Genomic DNA, 24,852 nt, shown 5'->3' with positions numbered 1-24,852 from the left:
TATATGAATTATAATAAGAATTTTGGTTGGCATTCTATTTACTTTTGGGGGACTCGTATTGTTTTTAGTAGGTGTTAATGCTGGATTTATGAATGCAGGAAGTGCGCTAGGATTTAGCATCGCTTCTTTAGATAATAAAGCTTATGTTGTTATTGTTGGTTTTATACTAGGCGTTGTTATTATACTAGCAGAACCCGCTGTTTATGTATTAACACATCAAATAGAAGAGGTTACAAGCGGATACGTAAAGAGAAAAGTCGTAATGATTACACTCACAACCTGGAAATGGTATTATTTATGTTCAAGATGTTAATAAAACTTATGGTATTTATAAATGATTAATAGCAACTTTTACAAATGTCAATAATCTTTGATTTTGTTTGTTATATGTATAAAAATATTTAATATTAGCAACATAGTTAATATTAAATTAACCCACTTAAAAGTGTGATTGCGAGCGATTCCATTCTATGCTACAATACTATAGTAAGTACAACTTGCGATAGTATTGTAGCATTTTTGCGCGTAAGCAATGAGCAATATCAAAGTAGAATAAGGCGGAGTTAAAGGTTTATTTATGAATATTAATGAATATAAGAAGAGAAAAACTAATACAACAGTCAATCGAAAGATGCAGCAGAATGCACAGATAAATATACCAGGAGATAATATATCAGTAAGTAGTAGAGCTAGTAGTAATCAATTGCATAAGAAAAAGAGGAAATTAAGGATAGATAAAATAATTGGTTTTATTACGATTGTTACAATTATTATATTTGCAACAATTATTTATAGTGATATCAAAGGTAATACAAAAGCAGATACAACAAAAGCAAGTAATGCAAAAGAAATATTAGCAGTAAAAGACGACGAAATCGGAAATACTACTACAAATGCAACAGTTTCAAAAATAAGTAATGGTAAAATAGTATGTATTGATGCAGGCCATGGAGGTACTGATGGTGGTGCCCAATATTATGGTTTTTCTGAAAAGGAACAGACCTTAGAAATTTCTAAATTAGTGCAAAAAGAATTAGAATCAAAAGGAATCACCGTAATAATGACTAGAACTTCAGATGACACAGTCTCTTTAGAAAAACGATTGGAAACTGCTAAAACAGCTAATGCAGCAATATTTATTTCGATTCATAGAAATTATTATGACACCAGTCCTTCTGTAAATGGAGTGGAGGCTTGGATTCACAGTTCTACACCAACGGATGCAAAATCACTTGCAAATAATATTTTATCGCAGCTAAAGAAAATAACCGCAGTAAACAACCGTGGAGTGAAGTCAGGAACTATGACAAATGGAAATACGAACTACTATTTAAACTCAGATAGTCCATGTACAAGCTGTATCATAGAATTGGGGTTTATCACCAATACTACGGATAATGTATTAGTTACAACAAACAAAAACCAGTGCGCAAAATCAATTGCACAAGGTATTATTAATTATATAAATGAATTGGAGAAATAATAATGTCACAGGTTAATCAGAAGAATATTAGGAATTTTTGTATTATAGCGCATATTGATCATGGTAAATCTACACTTGCAGATAGAATTATTGAGAAAACGGGATTATTAACAAGTAGGGAAATGCAGGCGCAGGTACTAGATAATATGGACCTCGAACGAGAGAGAGGAATTACAATTAAAGCGCAGTGCGTTCGAATTGTCTATAAGGCACAAGATGGTGAGGAATATATATTTAACTTGATTGATACTCCTGGACACGTTGATTTTAATTATGAGGTTTCAAGAAGTCTCGCAGCTTGTGATGGAGCGATACTCGTAGTAGATGCAGCACAAGGCGTTGAAGCACAGACATTAGCAAATGTTTATTTAGCGCTAGAACATAATTTGGATATCATTCCTGTAATTAATAAAATAGATTTGCCAAGTGCTGACCCACATCGTGTTATTGAAGAAATTGAAGATGTCATTGGAATAGAAGCACAGGATGCACCACTTATCTCAGCCAAAAATGGAATTAATATAGATCAGGTTTTAGAGCAGATAGTTAAAAAAATTCCAGCGCCCGATGGTGATATCAATGCACCCCTTCAGGCACTTGTATTTGACAGTGTCTATGATTCATACAAAGGTGTTATTATCTTTTGTAGAATCAAACATGGTAGCGTAAGAAGAGGAACAAAAATCAAAATGATGGCAACAGGAGCGGTAGAAGATGTTGTTGAAGTTGGATATTTTGGACCAGGACAGTTCATTCCCTGTGATGTACTGGAAGCAGGCACCGTTGGATATATTACAGCCAGCATCAAAAATCTAAAAGAAACCGCAGTAGGTGATACGGTTACAGAGTTCAATAATCCATGCAAGGAGCCTCTGATTGGATATAAAAAAGTGAACCCAATGGTTTATTGTGGATTATATCCTGCGGATGGCGCAAAATATCAAGATTTGCGGGATGCACTTGAGAAGCTCCAGTTAAATGATGCATCACTTCAGTTTGAACCAGAATCATCTGTTGCATTAGGATTTGGTTTTCGATGTGGGTTTCTTGGCTTGTTACATTTAGAGATAATTCAAGAAAGACTTGAAAGAGAATACGATTTGGATTTGGTAACGACTGCACCAGGTGTTATATATAAGGTCCATAAAACAAATGGCGATATTATCGAACTTACGAATCCATCTAATCTACCAGATCCTTCAGAAATCGACTTTATGGAAGAACCAATTGTAAAGGCGGAAATAATTGTGACAACCGAATTTGTTGGGCCTATCATGAAACTTTGCCAAGACCGCAGAGGTGTATATCTTGGAATGGAATACATTGAAACTACGAGAGCTTTACTTCGCTATGAACTTCCATTGAATGAAATTATATATGACTTTTTTGATGCCTTGAAGTCTCGTTCAAGAGGTTATGCATCATTTGATTATGAACTTAAGGGCTATGAAAAATCGGCTCTATGCAAGCTTGATATATTAATTAACAAAGAGGAAGTTGATGCACTTTCTTTCATTATTCATAGTGGAACAGCAGCAGAACGTGGAAGAAAAATGTGTGAAAAACTGAAAGATGAGATTCCAAGACAGATGTTTGAAATACCAATTCAGGCTGCGATTGGAAGCAAAGTTATTGCTCGCGAGACGATTAAAGCGATGCGTAAAGATGTACTTGCTAAGTGCTATGGCGGTGATATTTCAAGAAAACATAAGCTACTTGAAAAACAGAAAGAAGGTAAAAAGAGAATGCGACAAGTTGGTAATGTTGAAATTCCACAAAAGGCGTTTATGAGCGTTCTTAAATTAGATGATGAATAAAACAACAATTAGCAATAAAAGTATTAGCATTTCAAAGAGGCAGATGGGGATATATATACATATCCCTTTTTGCGCAAAAAAGTGTTTCTATTGTGATTTCTTATCAGCACCAGCAGATGATGAAACTATAAAATCATATGTTGAAGCTATAATTTTAGAAATTAAGGCATCACATACAGAGACGGTTGTTCCAGTGCCTACAATGTTTTTTGGAGGTGGAACACCTTCCATAATTGACCCCACATATATTTCGCAAATCATGGAAGCTGTACGTGAACAATATGAAGTTGAATCTGAAGCAGAGATTACGATTGAATGTAATCCTGGAACTGTATCGCTTAAGAAGCTTTTGGCTTATAAGTCTGCAGGGATTAATAGAATTAGTTTTGGATTGCAATCGGCTGATAATATAGAATTAAGATCAATAGGGCGCATTCATACATATGAACAATTTCAAGACAGCTACGAGATGGCTAGACGAGCAGGATTTGACAATATTAATATAGATTTAATAGCTGCACTTCCGAATCAAACAACTGCTTCCTGGGAAAATACTGTCAGAAAAGTAATCGATTTGGAACCGGAGCATATTTCGGCCTATAGTCTTATTCTTGAAGAAGGAACAAAATTATATACAGTCATTGAAATGGAAAGAAAGAATGGTATGGATAGAATTCCATGCGAAGATAACGAACGTGAAATGTACTATCTAACCAATGAAATGCTTGGAAAAGCAGGATATATGCATTACGAAATTTCAAATTATTCAAAACCAGGATATGAGTGCCGTCACAATTTATCATATTGGGCTCCGAATCATTATATTGGGTTTGGAATTGGTGCAGCATCATATGTCAACGACGTTAGATATAAGAATATTGAGGATATTAACGAATATATCAAGTATCTATCTCAAGCAGAAAAGATAGATTTATCGAAAATACAAGTTGAAGTGAATCATCTTACAATAGAAAATAAAATGGAAGAATTTATGTTCTTAGGATTAAGAAGAATCGATGGTATTTCAATTAAAGATTTTTATAAAAGATTTGGCGTGAGATATGATTCGATATATGGGAAACAGACAAAAAAATTCTTGGAACAAGAACTATTGGTACATTCAGATGATAGAATATACTTAAGTCAAAGAGGTATTGATGTTAGTAATTCGGTTATGTGCGAGTTCTTATTTTGATATTGATATTATTGGTTTGAAATCTTGGATAGTTCAAAATTGTATAAATATTTAGAATAAAAAGGACCATTTGCTTGTTGCGAAGGTCCTTTTTGTATATAATATAATCAGAATTTGGTGTAACGTGAATTGTAGTATTACTTATATTGATAAATATAGAGGAGGATTTATAAACTTGAAAATAAAACCTATCAATGAGACAACAAACAACCGTGTTAGTCATACATTTCAACCGATTTATAATATGAATTCAACAATCCTGATCCTTGGTACTTTCCCATCCGTAAAATCAAGAGAAACGCAATTCTATTACGGACATCCTCAAAATCGCTTTTGGAAAGTAATTGCAGGGGTATTTCAATGTGAAATTCCACAAACAAATGAGGAAAAGAAACAAATGCTTTTTGATAATAATATTGCATTATGGGATGTAATTGAGAGCTGTGATATTGTTGGGTCGAGTGACAGCAGTATTCAAAATGTAATCGCAAATGATTTAGGCATGATTTTAAATAATTCCAATATAAAAAAAATATATGCAAATGGAAAGACTGCAGCAAAATTATATGAAAAATATACGGAATCAGTCACAAAAAAACCAATCATAACATTGCCTTCAACAAGCCCTGCGAATGCAGCATACAGGTTAGAACAACTAGTGGATACATGGGGATTAATAGATATTAAAAAATCAAACAATTTGTAATACAAAGGTTAATTAATTGGAAAAATATTCCGATACTCTCTTTGACTACTAAAAATATATCAATAAGTTTGTTGATGTTTTTTTAAAAGCAGTACGGAAAAGAGGGGAAAAATGAATATTCAAAATAATAAATCAACAACTGATTATAAGGGGAGTATTACAAGTGGTGTTACAAATAGAAGTGATCAGGCCAATAATACTACTAATAATAACTATACATCAAAAACTGATAATAACAAAAATAGAGACAGTATATTAGCTACAGAACTGAATATGAATCAGCAAGACAGTGTTACAATGAAGAAAGTTAAGGCACATAAAGAGGCAATGAAAACAATTATAGACCAATTTACAAGTGATAAAAAAATAGATGATAATTTAAAATTAAGACGTGAGCATATAAGTGCATTGAATATTGAAAAAGAGGAGTCTCAAAAGGAAGTAAACAAGATTGAGGATTTAAAACATCAAGTGAAAGAATCTTTCGCAGTAACTGATGATAGTGAAGAGCAAGGCAATCTTAAACTGCTTGAAAAACAAAATGAATCATTAAAAAAAGGCTCATTAGTTAAACTCACAGATCAGGAAAAACTAAAACTTAAGACAATGGGTCCAAAAACAGAATATCAACTGGCAATTCTTGATTATGATAAGATTCAAGATGTATGGAAAGAAAAAATAAAAGTAGCGACTAATGAACAGCAGGGTGAGAATGGCATAATTAAAGGGATAACGGATACACTTCTACAGATACATCCAATGGTTGATGCAAATATAGAGGCGAAAGATATTTTAGATACGGCTAATGGGGAAGTTATTGGAATGCTTATTGTGGAAGCAAAAGATCATGTAGACGAAGAACATGATAAGGAAGAAGAAAAGGCTACGAAAGAAGCTGAGAAAAAGGCTAAAGAAGAGGCAATTAAAGAAAAAGCAGCACAGAATAATACAACTTTAAATAACAATAAAGCAGATAGTAATTCCAATAATAGTAATTCAGATAAAACCAGTGGACCAAGTAGTTCAAACAGTATAGATAATATGAGCCAGATCCAAAATGCTGCAAGTGAGCAGCAAAAGTTTCAAGTGGAATTAAAAAATCTCGTAGATAATCAAAGGTTAACGGTTGATGATTCAAAAGGAATCGTAGTTGATAAACAACTTTAAAATATAAAAATACCCTATTCTAATTATGAATAGGGTATAATAATTTAATTAAATAAAGAAGATTGCATTGGCTTTAATGAGTTGTATGTATTTGATTTGAGATTAAGGCACGGGAAGAAGAGATGAAAAAAAATGACAAAGATATTACTAGTGGAAGATGATAAAAATATAGTTGCCAATCTAACTGAATTTTTGCAGAAAGAAGGCTTTTTAGTAGAGTCCGTTTCAGGACAGCAATCTGCAATAACTAGATTAGAAGAAGGCAGTTATGACCTTGTTTTATTAGATATATCTTTGGCGGATGGCAATGGATTCGCAGTATGCGCCGCAGCAAAAACTTATTCAAATGTAGCTATAATCTTTCTCACGGCTTCCGGAGATGAGTTTAGTGTAGTTACAGGATTAGATATGGGTGCAGACGACTATATCAATAAGCCATTTCGCCCAAGAGAACTGATTTCAAGGATTAAGAACGTACTTAGAAGAAAAGGAAATAGTCAGTTAATTCTTAGAGTCGAAGATGTCAGTGTAGATACAGTGAAGGGCATTGTATTAAAAAAAGGAAATGAAATTTTTCTCTCAGCACTTGAATATCGATTACTACTTGTATTTTTTAATAATAAAGGTGCCGTCCTATCTCGTAATATGCTATTACAGGAAATCTGGGATATCGCAGGGGAATTTGTAAACGACAATACTTTAACGGTTTACATAAAACGTCTACGTGAAAAGGTTGAAGATGATCCTCAAAGTCCAACGATTATAAGAACAATTCGTGGACTTGGATATAAGATGGGTGATTAGAAATGAGAGGGAAAATAAGAAATGAAATTTTTTAGAAATCCAGAGATAAAAAAAACAACATTTATATATATATTAATAACGTTTGTTGCTTTTGGTATTGGATTTTGGATAGATATGAGATGTGCAATATTTGCGGTAGCATTAAGCGTTATATTTTCGTCTGTGCATTTAATGGCAGATTTTTTTCGATATAAAAAACTTTCTGATTTAAGTGATCAAATAAATGAAATTTTACATGGACAGGATAAGTATGATTTGAGCTCTTATGCAGAAGGCGAATTGGCAATTTTACAAAGTCAGATATTTAAAATGACGATTCAGTTAAGGGAACAGGCAACTACATTAAAGAAGGATAAGGTATATCTGACAGATTCAATTGCAGATATTTCCCATCAGATAAAAACGCCATTAACATCGATTAATTTAATTGCATCATTGTTGTCTGAACTAGATATTGAAGATGAACGCAGAATGCAACTGACGAGTGAACTGATGAGAATGCTATCGCATGTAGAATGGTTAATTACAACGCTACTAAAGATGTCAAAGTTTGATGCAGGGACAGTGGAATTTCAAAATGAAGTAGTAAAAGTAGACGAATTGATAAGAGAAGCATCAAGTATAATAGCAATTCCTATGGATCTAAGGGATCAGATATTTGTGTCAAAAATCCTACCTAAGATTACCTTTAAAGGGGATTTGGCATGGTCTGTGGAGGCTATCGGAAATATTTTAAAAAATTGTATGGAACATACACCAAAGGGTGGACAAATATTAGTGAGTGCAGAGGAAAATGCAATATATTCAGAAATTATGATTATAGATAATGGAGTTGGTATAGCAAAAGAAGATTTGCCACATGTGTTTGAACGGTTTTATAAAGGGAAAAATTCTAGTAGTCAAAGTGTTGGCATAGGATTGGCGCTCGCGAAAATGATTGTGGCTAGACAGAATGGTACAATTAAAGTTGAGAATAATCAAGCGATAGGAGCAAAATTTACAATTCGATTCTATAAGGGAATTGTTTAGAAAGTGACGTTTTTGTTATTTTTGAGTCACTGAGGTGTCACTCTGAAAAGATATAATAGCAGTATGACATAACAATATGAGAGGAATCAAAAATGGAGATTTTAAAAGTAGAGAATTTATCAAAGATATATGGAAAAGGTGACAACCAAGTAAAGGCACTTGACAATGTTTCATTTACGGTTCAAAAAGGCGAATTTATTGCGATTATTGGCCCCTCAGGATCTGGAAAATCAACCCTTTTACATATATTAGGTGGAGTTGATAACCCAACGAGTGGTAAAGTATTTATGGATGGAAAAGATGTATATGCGCAAAATGATACGCAACTTGCAATATTTAGAAGAAGAGAAGTCGGCCTGATCTATCAGTTCTACAACTTGATTCCTGTATTAAATGTTTCTGAGAATATTACACTTCCCGTTTTAATGGACGGCAGAAAAGTAAATCAAGAAAGATTAGAAGAATTGCTTCAAGTATTACAGATTAAGGGGAGAGAAAATCATTTGCCAAATCAACTTTCAGGCGGACAACAGCAAAGAGTCTCAATCGGAAGAGCGTTGATGAATTCACCAGCAGTAATGCTTGCAGATGAACCAACTGGAAATCTTGACTCCAAGAATAGCCAAGATATTATAGAGCTACTTAAAAATTCTAATAAAATGTATAACCAGACATTAATTATAATCACGCATGATGAAAATATTGCACTTCAAGCGGATAGAATTATTGCAATTGAAGATGGAAAGATCACCAGAGATGAGGTGGTTCGTTAATGAATATCTTTAATAAAGTAACCCTAAAGACATTAGCAAAAAACAGAACCAGGACTATCGTTACAATAGTAGGAATTATGCTTTCAACCTCTTTAATCACAGCGGTCACTACATTTACATCAAGCATGCAAAATTGCTTGCTTCAAAATGCAATCGCACAAAGTGGTGATTGGTATGGGGCAATTCATTCTGTAGAAAAAAAAGAAGTCGATAAATTGAACGCGAATGATAAGATATCACAAGTGACTTCCACTCAAAACATTGGATATTCAATTTTAAAGGATTCTACAAATAAAAATAAGCCATATCTTTATGTGATTGGAATTGATAATGCATTTGAAAAATCAGTAGCTGTTCATATTACAAGCGGAAGACTTCCTCAGAATTCTAGTGAAATCATGCTTCCAAATCATCTGTTTGAAAATGGTGGAATTAAGAACAAATTAGAAGATATCCTTGAATTAGAAATTGGACAAAGGGTTTTAGATGGTAAGAATCTTGATCAAGATAATGGAACCTATAATACAAAGGACGGTACTTCTAATAATGAGGAATTCATTGTAAAGGAAGAAAGAACTTATACAGTAGTTGGTTTCTATGAACGTCCTACTTTCGAACAATATTCAGCACCGGGATATACTGCCATTACAGTAATGGATAAAACGGTAACTGATTCCTATCTTTATAATTCATATTTCAAATTGAAAAACCCAAAAGATACGAGTGAATTTCTTTCGCAGTATAAATTAAAAAATATAAATACAGAATATAATTCTAGAGTGCTTGTATTCCTCGGTGTTACACAATCGAGCGCTTATAATATAGCAATCGGAAGTATCCTATTAATCGTCATATTATTAATAATGGGAGGTTCGGTATTACTGATTTATAATGCATTTGCAATCTCTGTGAGTGAAAGAACCAAACAGTTCGGCTTATTATCTTCGATAGGAGCAACCAAAAGACAGATTTCTAGAAGTGTTTTGTTTGAAGCATTATTTGTAAGTATAATAGGAATTCCATTAGGAATTATACTTGGTATTGTTGGTATTGGAATCACACTATTATTGATTAAAGATCGATTAGCACTTATGGTGACAGGAATGTTTGCAGGATCAGTTCCGCTGACATTAAAAGTATCTTTTTGGGCAATAATAGCTGCAGTTGTTACTGCCATTGTTACAGTGCTGATTTCAGCATGGATACCATCAAAGCGGGCTATGAAGGTTACTGCGATACAAGCGATTCAGCAGTCTAATGATATTAAAATGAATAGTAAAAAGCTAAAAACACATAAATGGATTTATAAAGTATTTGGATTTGAGGGTGCGCTTGCGCAAAAGAATTTTAGAAGAAATAAGAAAAAATACAGAGCGACTGTAATATCATTATTTATGAGTGTAGTATTATTTATCACTGCAAGTTCACTGTGCATGTATGTGCTAGAGGCATCTTCAGGTACATTGAGTACAAATGGATACGAAATATGCTATTACAACGTACAATCAGAAATCAAGGGTAATGACTTGTCAATTGAGCAATTTACTAAAAAAATATCTGAGCTTGACGGTGTTAAAAATGTATCTTCAGTAAAGCAGATATATGGAGAGCTTTCAGTATCCAATGAAATATTTTCAGACGAATATATGAGACAATATAAGAGTGTGAATAAAGATGGAGTGTTGAATACTGTCTCGGTTGATATAAATTGCATAGATGATATTAGCTTTGAAAAATATTTAAAGGATAATAATCTTAGTAAAGACAAATATATGAACCCTGAAAAGTCAGTTTTGATTGCGTCATCTAATATGAAAATAAAAGACAGTGAAACAGGAAAAACAAGCAATATTAGTATGCTTAAGCAAGATAAAGTTAAAATTATAGCAAAGTTATCTAAATTTGATGATCAAGGAAAAAATATCAGTTATGAAGATATTGAACTTAATATCGGTCTATCAAAAGATAAATTGGTAATGGGAGTATATTCAAATAATGGAAATACAATTTCTGTTATGATCCCTCAATGTATGATTGGTACGGTTTATAAAAGTGATCTATTCAATAATCCACCAGCTATTTATGTCGCTACAAATACTCATGATAGTGTAGCTGAGAAAATAAAGACAATATTAAAAGATAACAATTTGCCAGTAAATAGATTATATGATCTTGCAAAGGAAGATGAATATAGCAAAAATATGATTTTTATTATTCAAGTATTTGCATATGGATTTATTACATTGATTTCTCTAATATCAGTTGCTAACGTGTTCAATACAATTTCTACGAATATACTTCTTAGAAGACGGGAATTTGCGATGCTTAAGTCTGTTGGAATGACAAAAAGAGGATTTAACAAAATGATGAATTTTGAGTGCATATTATATGGCGTGAAGTCATTATTGCTTGGATTGCCAGTTTCGATTGCAATTACTTACTATATATATAAAAGTATAAATAGTGGCTATGAAATGCCATTTACACTTCCTTGGAGTGCAATTGGAATTGCAATTTTCAGCGTATTTGCAGTAGTATTTGCTACAATGATATATTCAATGAGGAAAATCAAGAAGGATAATCCAATTGATGCACTTAAAAATGAAAATTTATAAATCATTTTAAATCATTATTTTGAACTTCTTCTTAAGAAAAAGAATTATATTGTATTATTTCGTTAATATTATAAATAATACAAATATATTTTGTGAAAAATGTAGAAAATATTACCATAAATTTACAAACTATTATGTATTTTATTTAATAATGACTTTACATTTTGGTAAAAAACTACTAAAATAGGTTGTATTGGAAATGTTAATTTTCTAAAATAATATATATAGAAAAGAGAGGCATACATTAATGGCAAGAAAAATGAAAACTATGGATGGTAATACTGCAGCAGCACATGTATCATATGCATTTACAGAAGTAGCATCTATCTATCCTATAACACCTTCATCACCTATGGCAGATTATACAGATCAATGGGCAACCGAAGGAAGAAAGAATATTTTCGGAGACACAGTAAAATTAGTAGAGCTTGAATCAGAAGGTGGAGCTTCAGGTTCATTCCACGGCACGCTTACAGCTGGTGCACTTTCGACAACTTATACAGCTTCACAGGGACTTTTACTTATGATTCCTAATATGTACAAAATTGCTGGTGAATTATTACCAGGTGTTATGCATGTATCAGCTAGAGCTTTGGCTAGTCATGCATTATCAATTTTTGGAGATCATCAAGATGTTTACGCTTGTCGTCAGACAGGTTTCGCTATGCTTTGTAGCAATAGTGTACAGGAAGTTATGGATTTAGGAGCAGTTGCACATTTAGCTGCAATTAAAGGTAGAATTCCATTTTTACATTTCTTTGATGGTTTCCGTACTTCACACGAAATCCAAAAAATAGAAACTTGGGATTATGAAGATCTTAAGGATATGACCGATTTTGATGCAATAGCAGCATTTAGAGCTCGTGCACTTAATCCTGAGCATCCAGTTCTTAGAGGAACAGCTCAGAATCCTGATATCTTTTTCCAGGCTAGAGAAGCTTGTAACGTATACTATGATGCCGTTCCTGATATCGTTGAAGACTACATGAATCAGGTTAATGCCAAAATTGGTACAGATTACAAGTTATTTAATTACTATGGTGCACCTGATGCAGATAAAGTTATTATCGCTATGGGTTCTATCTGTGAGACAATTGATGAAACAATTGATTATTTAATTGCAGCTGGAGAAAAAGTTGGTGTTATCAAAGTTCATCTTTACCGCCCATTCTCAGCAAAGCATTTACTTGCTGCAATGCCTAAGACAGTTAAGACAATCAATGTAATTGATAGAACAAAAGAACCTGGTTCAATTGGTGAACCATTATTCTTGGATGTTATAGCATCAATCAGAGATACAGAATTCGCGGCAGTAAAAGTTCTTAACGGACGTTATGGTCTTGGATCTAAGAATACAATTCCTGCTGATGTAATTGCAATATTTAGAAATGAAGACAAGAAAAACTATACAATTTCTATTAATGATGATGTTACACATCTTTCACTTGAAAGAAAAGAAAATCCTAACACAACTCCAGCAAGCACAAAAAGCTGTAAATTCTGGGGACTTGGTGCTGATGGTACAGTTGGTGCTAATAAGAACTCAATTAAGATTATTGGTGATCATACAGATATGTACGCTCAGGCTTATTTTGATTATGATTCAAAAAAATCAGGTGGTATTACAATATCTCATCTTCGTTTTGGTAAAGCGCCAATCAAGGCTACTTACTTAATCGATAAAGCTGATTTTGTTGCTTGCCATACTCCATCATATATGACTAGATACAATATGATTCAGGATATTAAAGATGGTGGAACATTCCTTCTTAACTGTTCATGGAGCCCAGAAGAAGTTGCTGAGCATATCCCAGGACAAGCTAAAAGATACATGGTAGAACATAATATTAAGTTCTATACTATTGATGGTTTTAAGCTTGGTAAAGAAATTGGACTTGGCGGACGTATTAATACTATCCTTCAAGCAGCATTCTTTAAACTTGCTAACATTATTCCTGAAGCAGAAGCAGTTAAGTATATGAAAGATGCAGCAACTAAGTCATATAGCAAAAAGGGTGATGATATCGTTAAGATGAATCATGATGCTATTGAAAGAGGTGCTGGCGAAGTAGTTGAAATCAAAGTTCCAGCTGAATGGAAAGATGCTCCAGATATGGATATCACATCTTTTGCTACAGAAGGAACTAAGGAAGTTCTTGACTTCGTTAATAAGATTCAAAAACCAATCAATGCTTGTATGGGTGATTCTCTTCCAGTTTCAACATTTCTTGAGAACGCTGATGGTACAGTTCCACAAGGAACAGCAGCTTACGAAAAACGTGGAATTGCTGTAGATATTCCAAATTGGATTCCAGAAAACTGTATTCAATGTAACTTCTGTTCATATGTATGTCCTCATGGAGTTATTAGACCAGTCGTAGCTTCTGAAGAAGAAAAGAACAACGCACCTGAAGGAATGGTATTCAAACCATTAAATGGTTTGCCAGGATTCTTCTTCGCAATTACAATATCAGCACTTGATTGTACAGGTTGTGGTTCATGTCAGGCTACATGCCCAGGTATGAAGGGTGCAAAAGCACTTGCTATGAAATCTTTAGAATCACAGTTGATAGAACAAGACTTCTTTAATTATGGTAAAACACTTGCTGAAAAACCAGAAGTATTTGAAAAGTTCAAAGATACAACAGTAAAAGGAAGCCAATTCAAACAACCATTACTTGAGTTCTCAGGAGCTTGTGCAGGTTGTGGAGAAACACCTTATGCAAAACTTGTTACACAGTTATTTGGTGATAGAATGTATATTGCAAATGCTACAGGTTGTACATCAATTTGGGCAGGATCATCACCTTCAACACCTTATACAGTAAATAAAGCAGGCAAAGGTCCAGCTTGGGCTAACTCATTATTTGAAGATAATGCAGAATTTGGTTATGGTATGAAACTTGCTCAGGATGCAATGAGAATTTCATTAAAGACAAAATTAGAAGCTATCGATGCTTCTACAGATAAAGCTGATGTTAAAGCTGCAATTGCAGAATATTTTGCAACATATGAAGATGGTTCTGAAAATGGTAAAGCTTCTGACAAGTTAGTAGCAGCAATTGAAGCTTGCGGTTGTGATAAAGGGAAAGAAGTTCTTGCACAAAAAGACTTCCTTTCAAAGAAATCACAATGGATATTCGGTGGTGACGGATGGGCTTATGATATCGGTTTCGGTGGATTAGATCATGTTCTTGCTAGTGGGAAAGATATTAATGTATTTGTATTTGATACAGAAGTATATTCTAATACTGGTGGACAATCATCAAAGGCAACTCCAATGGGTGCAATTGCACAATTTGCAGCTGCTGGTAAAGATGTTAAGAAGAAAGATTTAGCTGCTATTGCAATGACTTATGGTTATGTATATGTTGCTCAGATATCAATGGGAGCAGATATGAATCAGTGTCTCAAAGCAATTAAAGAAGCTGAAAGTTACAACGGACCTTCACTTATCATAGCTTATGCTCCATGTATTAATCATGGTATCAGAACAGGTATGCAAAGTGCTCAAGCTGAAGAAAAGAAAGCAGTTCAGTCAGGTTACTGGAATACATTCAGATTTGATCCTAGAAGAGAAGAAGAAGGACAAAATCCATTCGTTCTTGATAGCAAAGCTGAACCTACAGTTGCATATAAAGATTTCATTATGAATGAAAATCGTTATATCAACTTAAAGAGACAAAATCCAGAAAGAGCAGAAGAATTATTTGATAAAGCTGCAGCTGATGCTAAGAAAAAATTCGAAGCACTTACAAAGAGAAGTTTATAATAATTATTAAGATACACGAATAAGATATAAGTTATATGATGTAAATTGATTGCATATGAAAGTCCCATGCTTCGTTAAGAAGCACGGGACTTTTTTGCAGTTTATTCAACCTATTCATAATTATATTAGTACCTATATAAATTAACGGTTCCATATTAAGAAATCCTTATAAATAATAATGAAATAACAAAAATAAGCATAATTCTGAATAAATTCGAGTATTTTTTCCAAAAATATTAATATCTAATTTAACTACACTGAAAAGTTTCCCGCTTCTTAGAAAAGCTTAAGCGGTGGGTTAGGGACTTATATATGTCTATTGAAATAAAAATAGGAGGAAATTCGTAAAAATGGAAGCATTTATTAAAGAATTAAAAGGTAGAGAGATTATGGATTCAAGAGGAAATCCAACAGTAGAGGCGCAAGTTACATTATATGATGGCACTGTGGGAATTGGTGCGGTACCAAGTGGTGCGTCAACAGGGTATTTTGAAAGCTTGGAATTAAGAGATAATGATAAAAGCAGATATGACGGCAAGGGAGTACTAAAGGCCGTTGAGAATATTAACAAAGAGATAGCAAATCTCCTTGCAAATGTAAATGTCTGTGATTTGCAAATAATCGATAGAATGATGATTGATTTAGATGGAACAGATGATAAAAAAAGATTAGGCGCCAATGCAATCCTTGCAGTTTCAATCGCATGTGCAAATGCAGCAGCTAACATTATCAAAATACCGCTGTATCGATATTTGGGTGGCATTTCCGGAAATACAATGCCCATTCCAATGATGAATATTTTAAATGGTGGTGCGCATGCGAGCAATAATATAGATATTCAGGAATTTATGATAATGCCAGTTGGGGCGAGTAGTTTTAAAGAAGGACTTCGTTGGTGTAGCGAGGTCTATCATAAGCTAGCAAAAATTCTAAAGTCAAAAAAACTTTCAACAGCGGTAGGTGATGAAGGCGGGTTTGCACCAGATTTAAATAATGAGGAAGAAGCAATTGAATTAATTATTGAAGCAATTAAAGAAGCAGGTTATAAAATCAAGTCGGATTTTATGATTGCAATAGATGCAGCTTCAAGTGAATGGAAAAGTGAAAATGGCTATTTATTGCCTAAGAAGGGGCAACGATATACGACATTAGAGTTAGTTGACTATTGGGAGAAAATAGTAGAAAAATATCCTATATTTTCGTTAGAAGACCCACTTGATGAGGAAGATTGGGATGGCTGGAAGGCAATCACGAAAAGGGTTGGCAATAAGGTTTTGTTGGTAGGTGATGATTTGTTTGTAACGAATAACAAGCGACTCATGAAAGGAATTGAAAATAAATGTGCAAATGCAATTCTAATCAAGCCAAATCAGATCGGTTCATTGTCTGAAACAATATCCGCAATAAGACTTGCAAAGCAATTTGGGTTCAAATCAATTGTTTCACATCGATCTGGAGAAACAGAAGACACAACAATTGCAGATCTTGCAGTTGCTCTAAATACAGGGTTCATCAAAACTGGAGCTCCTTGTAGAGGTGAAAGAACGGCAAAGTATAATAGACTGTTAAGGATTGAAGAAGAGTTTACTTTGAAAATATAAATGATTAAGGTGATAAATATTCAGTGCAATAAAACATCAAACAAATAAGTTATATTTATTGTTAAAACAAGTGAACAAAACGGCTCATAGTTTTCAGACGAAAACCATGAGCCATTTTTTTGAAAATTTTAAAGACAGCGGTTGACCTTTTAAACAAACGCAAATACAGCTGGACAGAAACAAACGCAAATACAGCTGGACTGACTTTACAATAGAGTGAGATTGTGTTAGCATTACCATAATTTATGTAAGGAAGGAACGACTAAAATGGATGGTGAACTAAGAAGAAAAATATTGGCAGAAATAGATAAATATGTACTTGAAAAACAAATGAGTAATTCAAATGTTAAAATTGCAGAAGTGATAAAACCAGAACTTGAACGATGTTCAAATGAATACAATGTCGATATGGTTGATTTATTTGTTGCATATATGGATCATGTGGCGATTTGCAGTAAGAATATGTCTTCGGCTGAATTAGGAATAGAAGTAGATATAGAACAAGCAGATATCAAATTATACTAAAATAATTTAATAAGGAATGGCGACAAATATGAAGTTAGCAGTATTTAGCTATAGAACTGATGAAATAGAGTATTTTAATAGATTTGAAAAGCAATATAATGTAGATGTAATATATACTAGTGAACCACCAACGCTTGAAACAGCAAAGTTTGCAAAAGATTGTGATTGCATTAGCATAATAACTACAAAAGTAGATGTAGAACTTTTAGAAAAGTTAAAAGAGCTTGGAGTGAGATTCATTTCAACAAGAACAATTGGATATGATCATATTGATATCGACTATGCACATAAAATAGGGATAGGAGTTGGTAATGTTTCATATTCACCAAATAGTGTAGCAGAATATACCGTGATGCTTATTTTAATGGCCAATCGAAAAGCAAAGCATATTTTGGAACGTTCTATCGGACAAGACTATTCCTTAAAAGGGATACAGGGGAAAGAACTCAGAAATCAGACCGTGGGTGTTATTGGGACTGGAAGAATTGGAGAGACAGTAATCAAGAATCTAAGCGGATTTGGAGCTAAGATAATCGCTTATGATTTTCACGAAAAAGAAAGTGTAAAAGAGCTGGCGACTTATGTGAGTATGGATACTCTTTTTAGAGATTCAGATGTAATCACAATGCATACTCCACTTACTCCACAAAATCATCATCTAATTAATGAAGAAAACATTGCAAAGATGAAAACAGGAGTAGTAATTATAAATACAGCGCGAGGAGCTCTTATTGATACAGCTACATTTATAGATGCAATTGAAAATGGGAAAATTGGTGCAGCAGCACTTGACGTGATAGAAAATGAAACGGATGTGTTTTACAATGATTTTAAATATACACCTATCAAAAATAGGGAATTGGCAATTCTGAAGTCCTTCCCTAATGTTACTGTAATGCCACATACTGCTTTTTATACAGATCAGGCCGTAAGCGATATGGTTGAAAATTCAATACTTAGCTGCATCGAGAATTCCGAAAAAAATAAATAATATAGTTTGCTACGAGCTAATAATTGACGTAAGTGTTAAATACATAATTACATAAGCGTTAAATAATAATTTACTTCAATTGCAACTTGAAGTATAATATAAAGATAAAAACATCAAAAGCGTTGTAGTGAAAGGAAATGAATTGTATGGCAGGTTCTACATTTGGAGAAATATTTAGGATAAGTACATGGGGGGAATCTCATGGAAAAGGACTTGGAGTAGTAGTTGATGGTTGTCCTGCTGGAATTGAACTTTGTGAAGAAGATATCCAGAAGTTTTTGGATAGAAGAAAACCTGGACAGTCACAATTTGCAACACAAAGAAGCGAAGACGATGCTGTTGAAATTATGTCCGGTATTTTTGAAGGCAAAACAACTGGTACACCAATTTCAATGATTGTATATAATAAAACGCAACGTTCATCTGACTATTCCGAAATTTCTAATTATTATAGGCCTGGACATGCTGATTATACATTTGATAAGAAGTATGGATTTAGAGATTATAGAGGTGGTGGTCGTTCATCAGGACGAGAAACCATTGGTAGAGTTGCGGCAGGAGCAATTGCGATTAAGATTCTTGAAAGTCTTAATATTACTGTCACAGCCTATGCAAAATCAATTGGCAATATCGAGATTGATTATGAAAATTTTTCCATGGTAGATGCAAGAAGTAATCCCTTTTCGATGCCTGACAAGGAGGCTGCGGAAAAGGTTGCTGAATATGCTAAGCAGAAAATGAGTGACAAAGATTCAATAGGTGGCATCATAGAGTGTGTAGTGAAGAATATGATACCTGGAATTGGTGAACCTGTTTTTGAAAAACTGGATGCGAATCTTGCAAAAGCAATTATGTCAATTGGCGCTGTCAAAGGATTTGAAATTGGAGATGGATTTGAGGCAGCTAAAGTTACAGGTTTAATTAATAATGATCACTTTAGATGTGACACTGATGGTAATGTTTCTAAAGAGAGTAATCATGCAGGTGGAGTGCTAGGTGGAATTTCCGATGGCACTGATATTATATTTAGAGCAGCAGTAAAACCTACACCTTCAATTGCCGCTATACAAAGTACAATCGATAGACAGGGCGATAATATAGAAGTATCAATTAAAGGCCGTCATGACCCAATCATAGTGCCTAGAGCCGTGGTTGTGGTTGAGGCTATGGCAGCAATTTCATTAGTAGATATGATATTTATTGGAATGACATCAAAAATTGATGATATTGTGGATTTTTTTAATAGAAAAGAATAGTAGAAATAGTCATAATCATTATAAATCATATAGAAATTTAATAAAATTTTGGTTGATAATAGTAACCATATTTTGTATACTATGATTTGTGCAAAGAGATGTACAAAATATAGCGTATTTCTAAACATGATTAGTGATTTGCTTTATAGGAGAAATTGTGGAAAATACGTATAAACTTTTAAAAACGGATGGCTTGGCCAAAAGAGGAGAACTTCATACCGTACATGGTGTGATTCAGACTCCTGTATTTATGAATGTTGGAACTGTAGCCGCTATTAAGGGAGCTGTGGCAACAACTGATTTACGAGAAATTGGAACTCAGGTTCAATTATCTAATACTTATCATTTGCACGTAAGACCAGGTGATGATGTAATTAGAAAAATGGGTGGACTCCATAAGTTCATGAATTGGGACAAACCAATCCTTACTGATTCAGGTGGATTTCAGGTGTTTTCATTAGCAGGTATGAGAAAGATCAAAGAAGAAGGCGTAACTTTTCATTCACATATAGATGGACGTAAGATATTTATGGGCCCAGAGGAAAGTATGCAGATTCAATCTAATTTGGCTTCAACAATCGCAATGGCATTTGATGAGTGCCCACCACATCCAGCAACTAGGGAGTATATGCAAGATTCCGTAGACAGAACGACAAGATGGTTAAATAGATGCGTCATAGAAATGGACAGACTCAATTCACTTCCAGATACACTCAATAAGAATCAGATGCTATTTGGAATTAATCAAGGCGGTACATATGAGGATATTAGAATAGAACATGCAAAGGTTATTGCTGATCTTAATTTACCGGGATACGCATTAGGTGGACTTGCAGTTGGAGAATCTCATGAGGAGATGTATAGAATCATTGAGCAGACGGTCCCATATTTGCCACAAAATAAGCCAACATATCTTATGGGGGTTGGAACAGCAGCTAATATACTAGAGTCAGTTGATAGAGGTGTCGATTTTTTTGATTGTGTATACCCATCAAGGAATGGTCGTCATGGACATTTATATACTAGATTTGGCAAGATTAACATATTTAATGCCAAGTTTGAAACAGACTCTGAGCCAATCGAAGAAGGTTGTCAGTGCCCTGCCTGCAAGAATTACAGCAGAGGATATATCAGACATCTAATGAAGGCAAAGGAAATGTTAGGAATGAGACTCTGCGTCTTACACAATTTGTATTTTTACAATCATCTTATGGGTGAAATCAGAGATGCAATTGATGCAGGCAATTATGCACAGTATAAGAAGGATAAGTTAGAATGTTTAAAAACTTATGATAGTTAAAATTATAATGGTTAGTAAAACTATAATGGTTAGTAAAACTATAATGGTTAGTAAAAACTATAATCGTTAGTAAAAATTATAATAGTAAGTGGATATTATAAGCGTTAGTTAAATGTGATTTAAAGTCTATGTAAAATAGATTTTATATAAAATAAGAAATCAATCAGGAGGAATTTTATTATGGCATTACTTACAAGCAGTCCCACAAATATGATTGGATTAATCATTTTTTATGTAATATTTTTGGGAGGTTTAATGTACTTCATGGCTATTAGACCACAGAAGAAACAACAAAAGAAGTTAAACGATCTTGTTTCTTCAATGGAAATTGGAGATTTTGTACTTACGACAAGTGGTTTTTACGGAACAATTATTGATATAACAGATGATACAGTAATTGTTGAATTTGGCAATAATAAGAACTGTAGAATTCCAATGCAGAAAAAAGCAATTGTTGAAGTTGAAAAACAAGCGCTGTAATTTTATAATATTTTTAACAAAAGGTTTCATAATATTGGAACTCATATACCTTCGTGGGAAAATGAGCATTCTTCTTTATGGAGCTTTTTTTGTTATGCTCTTTCATGTCAAATGGTTAAAAAATATTGCTATTCAATAATAGAATTATATATTAATCATTATAAAAATATTATCATAGCTATCGGTTGCAGATATAAGAATAGAAAATCAAGAAATTATATATTGAAAATAATGTGATTTTGCGATATCATATAAGACAATAGGCTTTTATAGCTAAGCGTAAAAATGATATATTTATTATATATGAGAAAGGTAAACAGGTGTATTTATGAATTTTAACATAGCAGTAATTGCTGGCGATGGTATTGGACCTGAAATCGTTAGAGAGGCAAGAAAAGTTTTAGAAACGATTGGAATCAAATTTGGACATACATTTAATTACACAGATATACTTATGGGTGGTTGTTCAATTGATGCTTATGGAGTGCCACTTTCTGATGAAGCACTAGCGATTGCAAAGGCTAGTGACTCAGTCCTTCTAGGCGCTGTTGGCGGTAATGTAGGTAATTCAAAATGGTATGATGTAGCGCCAAATCTTCGACCAGAAGCTGGACTATTAAAAATTCGTAAGGAGCTTGAATTATTTGCCAATATTAGACCTGCATATTTATATGATGAACTCAAAGATGCATGTCCACTTAAAAATGAAATTATCGGTGAAGGCTTTGACATGGTAATCATGAGAGAGTTGACAGGAGGCCTCTATTTTGGTGAAAGACATACTGAAAAGGTAGACGGTGTTTGGAAAGCAACAGATATTCTTACATATGATGAGAATGAGATTAGAAGAATTGCAATCAAAGCATTTGAAATAGCAATGAAGAGAAATAAGAGAGTAATTAGTGTGGATAAGGCTAATGTACTTGATTCGTCAAGACTTTGGAGAAAAGTTGTGAAAGAAGTATCCATAGATTATCCAGAAGTGACGCTTGCAGATATGTTAGTGGATAATTGTGCGATGCAACTTGTAATGAATCCAGGCCAGTTTGATGTCATTTTAACGGAGAATATGTTTGGAGATATCTTGTCAGATGAAGCAAGTATGGTTACGGGCTCCATTGGAATGTTATCATCAGCTAGTCTTGGAAAAACGAAGTTAGGTCTTTATGAACCAAGTCACGGTTCAGCACCAGATATTGCTGGGAAAAATATTGCGAATCCTATTGCAACAATCCTTTCAGCAGCTATGATGCTAAGATATTCATTTGATCTTGATAAGGAAGCTGATGCAGTGGAAGCGGCAGTTAAACAAGTACTGAAAGAAGATTATAGAACTGGTGATATTATGTCAGAGGGTATGAAAAAAGTTTCAACAACACAGATGGGTGACCTAGTTGCTGAACGTGTTTGATATTCTAAAGTATATAAAATAAAGTTTTGAAATAGACTTTAATAAAATTATAAATTAAACTTATAGTAGAAATAAAATTATTAATGAAAAAACAAAAAGGAGAATTATAATTATGAAGAGTGATTCAGTATTAAAAGGAACACAACAGGCACCACACAGATCATTGTTTAATGCGTTGGGATTGACTGAAGAAGAAATGAATAAACCATTAATTGGTATTGTTAGCTCATATAATGAGATTGTACCTGGACATATGAATTTGGATAAAATCGTTGAAGCAGTTAGATTAGGAGTTGCTATGGCAGGCGGTAATCCTAGAGTATTTCCTGCAATTGCAGTATGTGATGGGATTGCAATGGGACATGTCGGTATGAAGTACTCACTTGCAACAAGAGATTTGATTGCAGATTCAACAGAATGTATGGCAATGGCACATCAGTTTGACGCACTTGTTATGGTTGCAAACTGTGACAAAAATGTTCCTGGACTCCTTATTGCAGCAGCTAGACTTAATATTCCTACCGTATTTGTAAGTGGAGGACCAATGCTTGCAGGTAAAGTAAAAGGACACAAGACAAGTCTTTCAAGTATGTTTGAAGCGGTTGGAGAATTTGCAGCTGGCAAGATTACAGAAGAAGATTTGTCAGAGTATGAGAATAAAGCATGTCCTACATGTGGCTCATGTTCTGGTATGTATACAGCTAACAGTATGAACTGTTTAACTGAAGTCCTTGGTATGGGACTCAAAGGAAATGGAACAATACCAGCCGTATATTCAGAGAGAATCAAACTTGCAAAACATGCAGGCATGAAAGTTATGGAAATGTTAGAAAAGAACATCAGACCTAGGGATATTATGACGAATGAAGCATTTATCAATGCATTAACAGTCGATATGGCTTTGGGCTGCAGTACGAATAGTATGCTTCACCTTCCAGCAATTGCTTATGCAGCTGGGATTGATATCAACCTAGAAATGGCGAATGACATTAGTGCAAAAACGCCTAACCTTTGTCACCTTGCGCCAGCTGGTCATACTTATATGGAAGAGCTCAATGATGCCGGTGGTGTTTATGCTGTTATGAATGAACTTAATAAGAAAGGTTTGCTCTATACTGACCTTATTACAGTTACAGGAAAAACAGTTGGAGAAAATATCAAAGGATGTATTAACAAAAATCACGAAGTTATTAGACCAATTGATAACCCATATAGTGCAACAGGTGGAATTGCAGTCTTGAAAGGTAATTTAGCACCTGATTCAGGTGTCGTGAAACGTTCTGCTGTAGCACCTGAAATGATGGTCCATGAAGGGCCAGCAAGAGTATATGACTGTGAAGAAGATGCAATTGCTGCAATAAAGTCCAATCAAATAGTAGCAGGCGATGTTGTGGTAATTCGTTATGAAGGACCAAAAGGTGGACCTGGTATGAGAGAGATGCTTAATCCAACATCAGCAATTGCTGGAATGGGACTTGGATCAAGCGTTGCACTTATTACGGATGGTCGATTTAGTGGTGCGTCAAGAGGTGCATCTATTGGACATATTTCTCCAGAAGCAGCAGTAGGTGGACCAATTGCCTTAGTGAAAGAAGGCGACATCATTAAGATTAACATTCCAGAAAATACACTTAATATGGATGTGTCCGATGAAGAACTTGCAATAAGAAGAGCAGCATGGACACCGAAAGAACCTAATATTACAACTGGGTACTTGGCAAGATATGCAGCGATGGTTACTTCGGGTAATCGCGGAGCCGTTCTGGTTGTGCCTGGGAAGATCTGAGTGGCAAAGTAAATAAAAGGTATCGAATGAATATTGATTTATCATTATGCATTGCCCCTGCCTTTCCTTCAAGCAGTATGTTCTTTACAAGCCTCAGAGATGATGAAAAGTCTCACTTCGTTCGATTTTCATCTGAGTCTT

The 24,852-nt window shown here is 34.0% G+C and carries 19 protein-coding genes; all 19 read left to right on the top strand.

The features are described from left to right. The first annotated feature begins 22 nt into the window (after positions 1–22). The 19 genes from BMY18_RS13145 to ilvD all read left to right on the top strand — a co-directional run bounded on the left by BMY18_RS13145 (position 23) and on the right by ilvD (position 24,711). Positions 23–313: a DUF1538 family protein gene (locus BMY18_RS13145; protein ID WP_330385986.1), complete on the top strand. Its 291-nt coding sequence runs from the start codon at positions 23–25 to the stop codon at positions 311–313. A gap of 264 nt (positions 314–577) precedes the next feature. Further along, a complete protein-coding gene (locus BMY18_RS13140; protein WP_092454770.1) occupies positions 578–1,483 on the top strand; it encodes an N-acetylmuramoyl-L-alanine amidase family protein in 906 nt (301 codons plus the stop codon). Between the two features lie 2 nt (positions 1,484–1,485). After that, positions 1,486–3,300 (top strand): translation elongation factor 4, encoded by a 1,815-nt coding sequence (gene lepA / locus BMY18_RS13135; RefSeq protein ID WP_092454768.1) that lies wholly within the window; start codon positions 1,486–1,488, stop codon positions 3,298–3,300. Positions 3,301–3,343: 43 nt separating this feature from the next. Continuing rightward, the gene (hemW, locus tag BMY18_RS13130; RefSeq protein ID WP_242941035.1) at positions 3,344–4,495 is read left to right on the top strand and encodes a radical SAM family heme chaperone HemW; all 1,152 of its coding nucleotides are present in this window, start codon (positions 3,344–3,346) and stop codon (positions 4,493–4,495) included. Between the two features lie 181 nt (positions 4,496–4,676). Next, the gene (locus tag BMY18_RS13125; protein WP_408645208.1) at positions 4,677–5,201 is read left to right on the top strand and encodes a DNA-deoxyinosine glycosylase; all 525 of its coding nucleotides are present in this window, start codon (positions 4,677–4,679) and stop codon (positions 5,199–5,201) included. A 111-nt stretch (positions 5,202–5,312) separates the two neighbouring features. Next, positions 5,313–6,368 carry a hypothetical protein gene (locus BMY18_RS13120; RefSeq protein WP_092454766.1) on the top strand — a complete coding sequence of 352 codons (1,056 nt, stop codon included), beginning with the start codon at positions 5,313–5,315 and terminating at the stop codon, positions 6,366–6,368. A gap of 132 nt (positions 6,369–6,500) precedes the next feature. Further along, positions 6,501–7,172: a response regulator transcription factor gene (locus tag BMY18_RS13115; protein ID WP_092454764.1), complete on the top strand. Its 672-nt coding sequence runs from the start codon at positions 6,501–6,503 to the stop codon at positions 7,170–7,172. Between the two features lie 21 nt (positions 7,173–7,193). Continuing rightward, complete coding sequence (locus tag BMY18_RS13110; protein WP_092454762.1) at positions 7,194–8,201, top strand: sensor histidine kinase; 1,008 nt, start codon at positions 7,194–7,196, stop codon at positions 8,199–8,201. 92 nt (positions 8,202–8,293) lie between these two features. Further along, positions 8,294–8,974, top strand: a complete 681-nt coding sequence (locus BMY18_RS13105; RefSeq protein WP_092454760.1) for an ABC transporter ATP-binding protein — start codon at positions 8,294–8,296, stop codon at positions 8,972–8,974. Continuing rightward, the gene (locus BMY18_RS13100; RefSeq protein WP_092454758.1) at positions 8,974–11,589 is read left to right on the top strand and encodes an ABC transporter permease; all 2,616 of its coding nucleotides are present in this window, start codon (positions 8,974–8,976) and stop codon (positions 11,587–11,589) included. The genes BMY18_RS13105 and BMY18_RS13100 overlap by 1 nt, the downstream gene beginning before the upstream one ends. 247 nt (positions 11,590–11,836) lie before the next feature. Then, positions 11,837–15,361, top strand: coding sequence for a pyruvate:ferredoxin (flavodoxin) oxidoreductase (gene nifJ, locus BMY18_RS13095; protein WP_092454756.1), 3,525 nt, complete (start codon positions 11,837–11,839; stop codon positions 15,359–15,361). A 350-nt stretch (positions 15,362–15,711) separates the two neighbouring features. Further along, entirely contained in the window at positions 15,712–16,962 is a 1,251-nt protein-coding gene (gene eno, locus BMY18_RS13090; RefSeq protein ID WP_092454754.1) for a phosphopyruvate hydratase, read from the top strand. A 267-nt stretch (positions 16,963–17,229) separates the two neighbouring features. Beyond that, the gene (locus tag BMY18_RS13085) at positions 17,230–17,487 is read left to right on the top strand and encodes a hypothetical protein (protein WP_092454753.1); all 258 of its coding nucleotides are present in this window, start codon (positions 17,230–17,232) and stop codon (positions 17,485–17,487) included. A 28-nt stretch (positions 17,488–17,515) separates the two neighbouring features. After that, positions 17,516–18,478: a D-isomer specific 2-hydroxyacid dehydrogenase family protein gene (locus BMY18_RS13080; protein WP_092454751.1), complete on the top strand. Its 963-nt coding sequence runs from the start codon at positions 17,516–17,518 to the stop codon at positions 18,476–18,478. A gap of 146 nt (positions 18,479–18,624) precedes the next feature. Beyond that, positions 18,625–19,734 carry a chorismate synthase gene (gene aroC, locus BMY18_RS13075; RefSeq protein ID WP_092454749.1) on the top strand — a complete coding sequence of 370 codons (1,110 nt, stop codon included), beginning with the start codon at positions 18,625–18,627 and terminating at the stop codon, positions 19,732–19,734. A 157-nt stretch (positions 19,735–19,891) separates the two neighbouring features. Next, positions 19,892–21,034: a tRNA guanosine(34) transglycosylase Tgt gene (tgt, locus tag BMY18_RS13070; protein WP_092454747.1), complete on the top strand. Its 1,143-nt coding sequence runs from the start codon at positions 19,892–19,894 to the stop codon at positions 21,032–21,034. A gap of 180 nt (positions 21,035–21,214) precedes the next feature. Continuing rightward, positions 21,215–21,514, top strand: a complete 300-nt coding sequence (gene yajC, locus BMY18_RS13065; RefSeq protein ID WP_170841401.1) for a preprotein translocase subunit YajC — start codon at positions 21,215–21,217, stop codon at positions 21,512–21,514. Between the two features lie 328 nt (positions 21,515–21,842). Next, a complete protein-coding gene (leuB, locus tag BMY18_RS13060) occupies positions 21,843–22,925 on the top strand; it encodes a 3-isopropylmalate dehydrogenase (protein ID WP_092454746.1) in 1,083 nt (360 codons plus the stop codon). A 112-nt stretch (positions 22,926–23,037) separates the two neighbouring features. After that, positions 23,038–24,711 carry a dihydroxy-acid dehydratase gene (gene ilvD, locus BMY18_RS13055; RefSeq protein ID WP_092454744.1) on the top strand — a complete coding sequence of 558 codons (1,674 nt, stop codon included), beginning with the start codon at positions 23,038–23,040 and terminating at the stop codon, positions 24,709–24,711. Positions 24,712–24,852: the final 141 nt, after the last annotated feature.

Origin of the sequence: [Clostridium] fimetarium, assembly GCF_900111235.1 — a bacterium.
Lineage (GTDB): Bacteria > Bacillota > Clostridia > Lachnospirales > Lachnospiraceae > Clostridium_N > Clostridium_N fimetarium.
The sequence above is the reverse complement of the archived record's forward strand: the minus strand, read 5'-3'. Positions and strand labels throughout refer to the sequence as shown.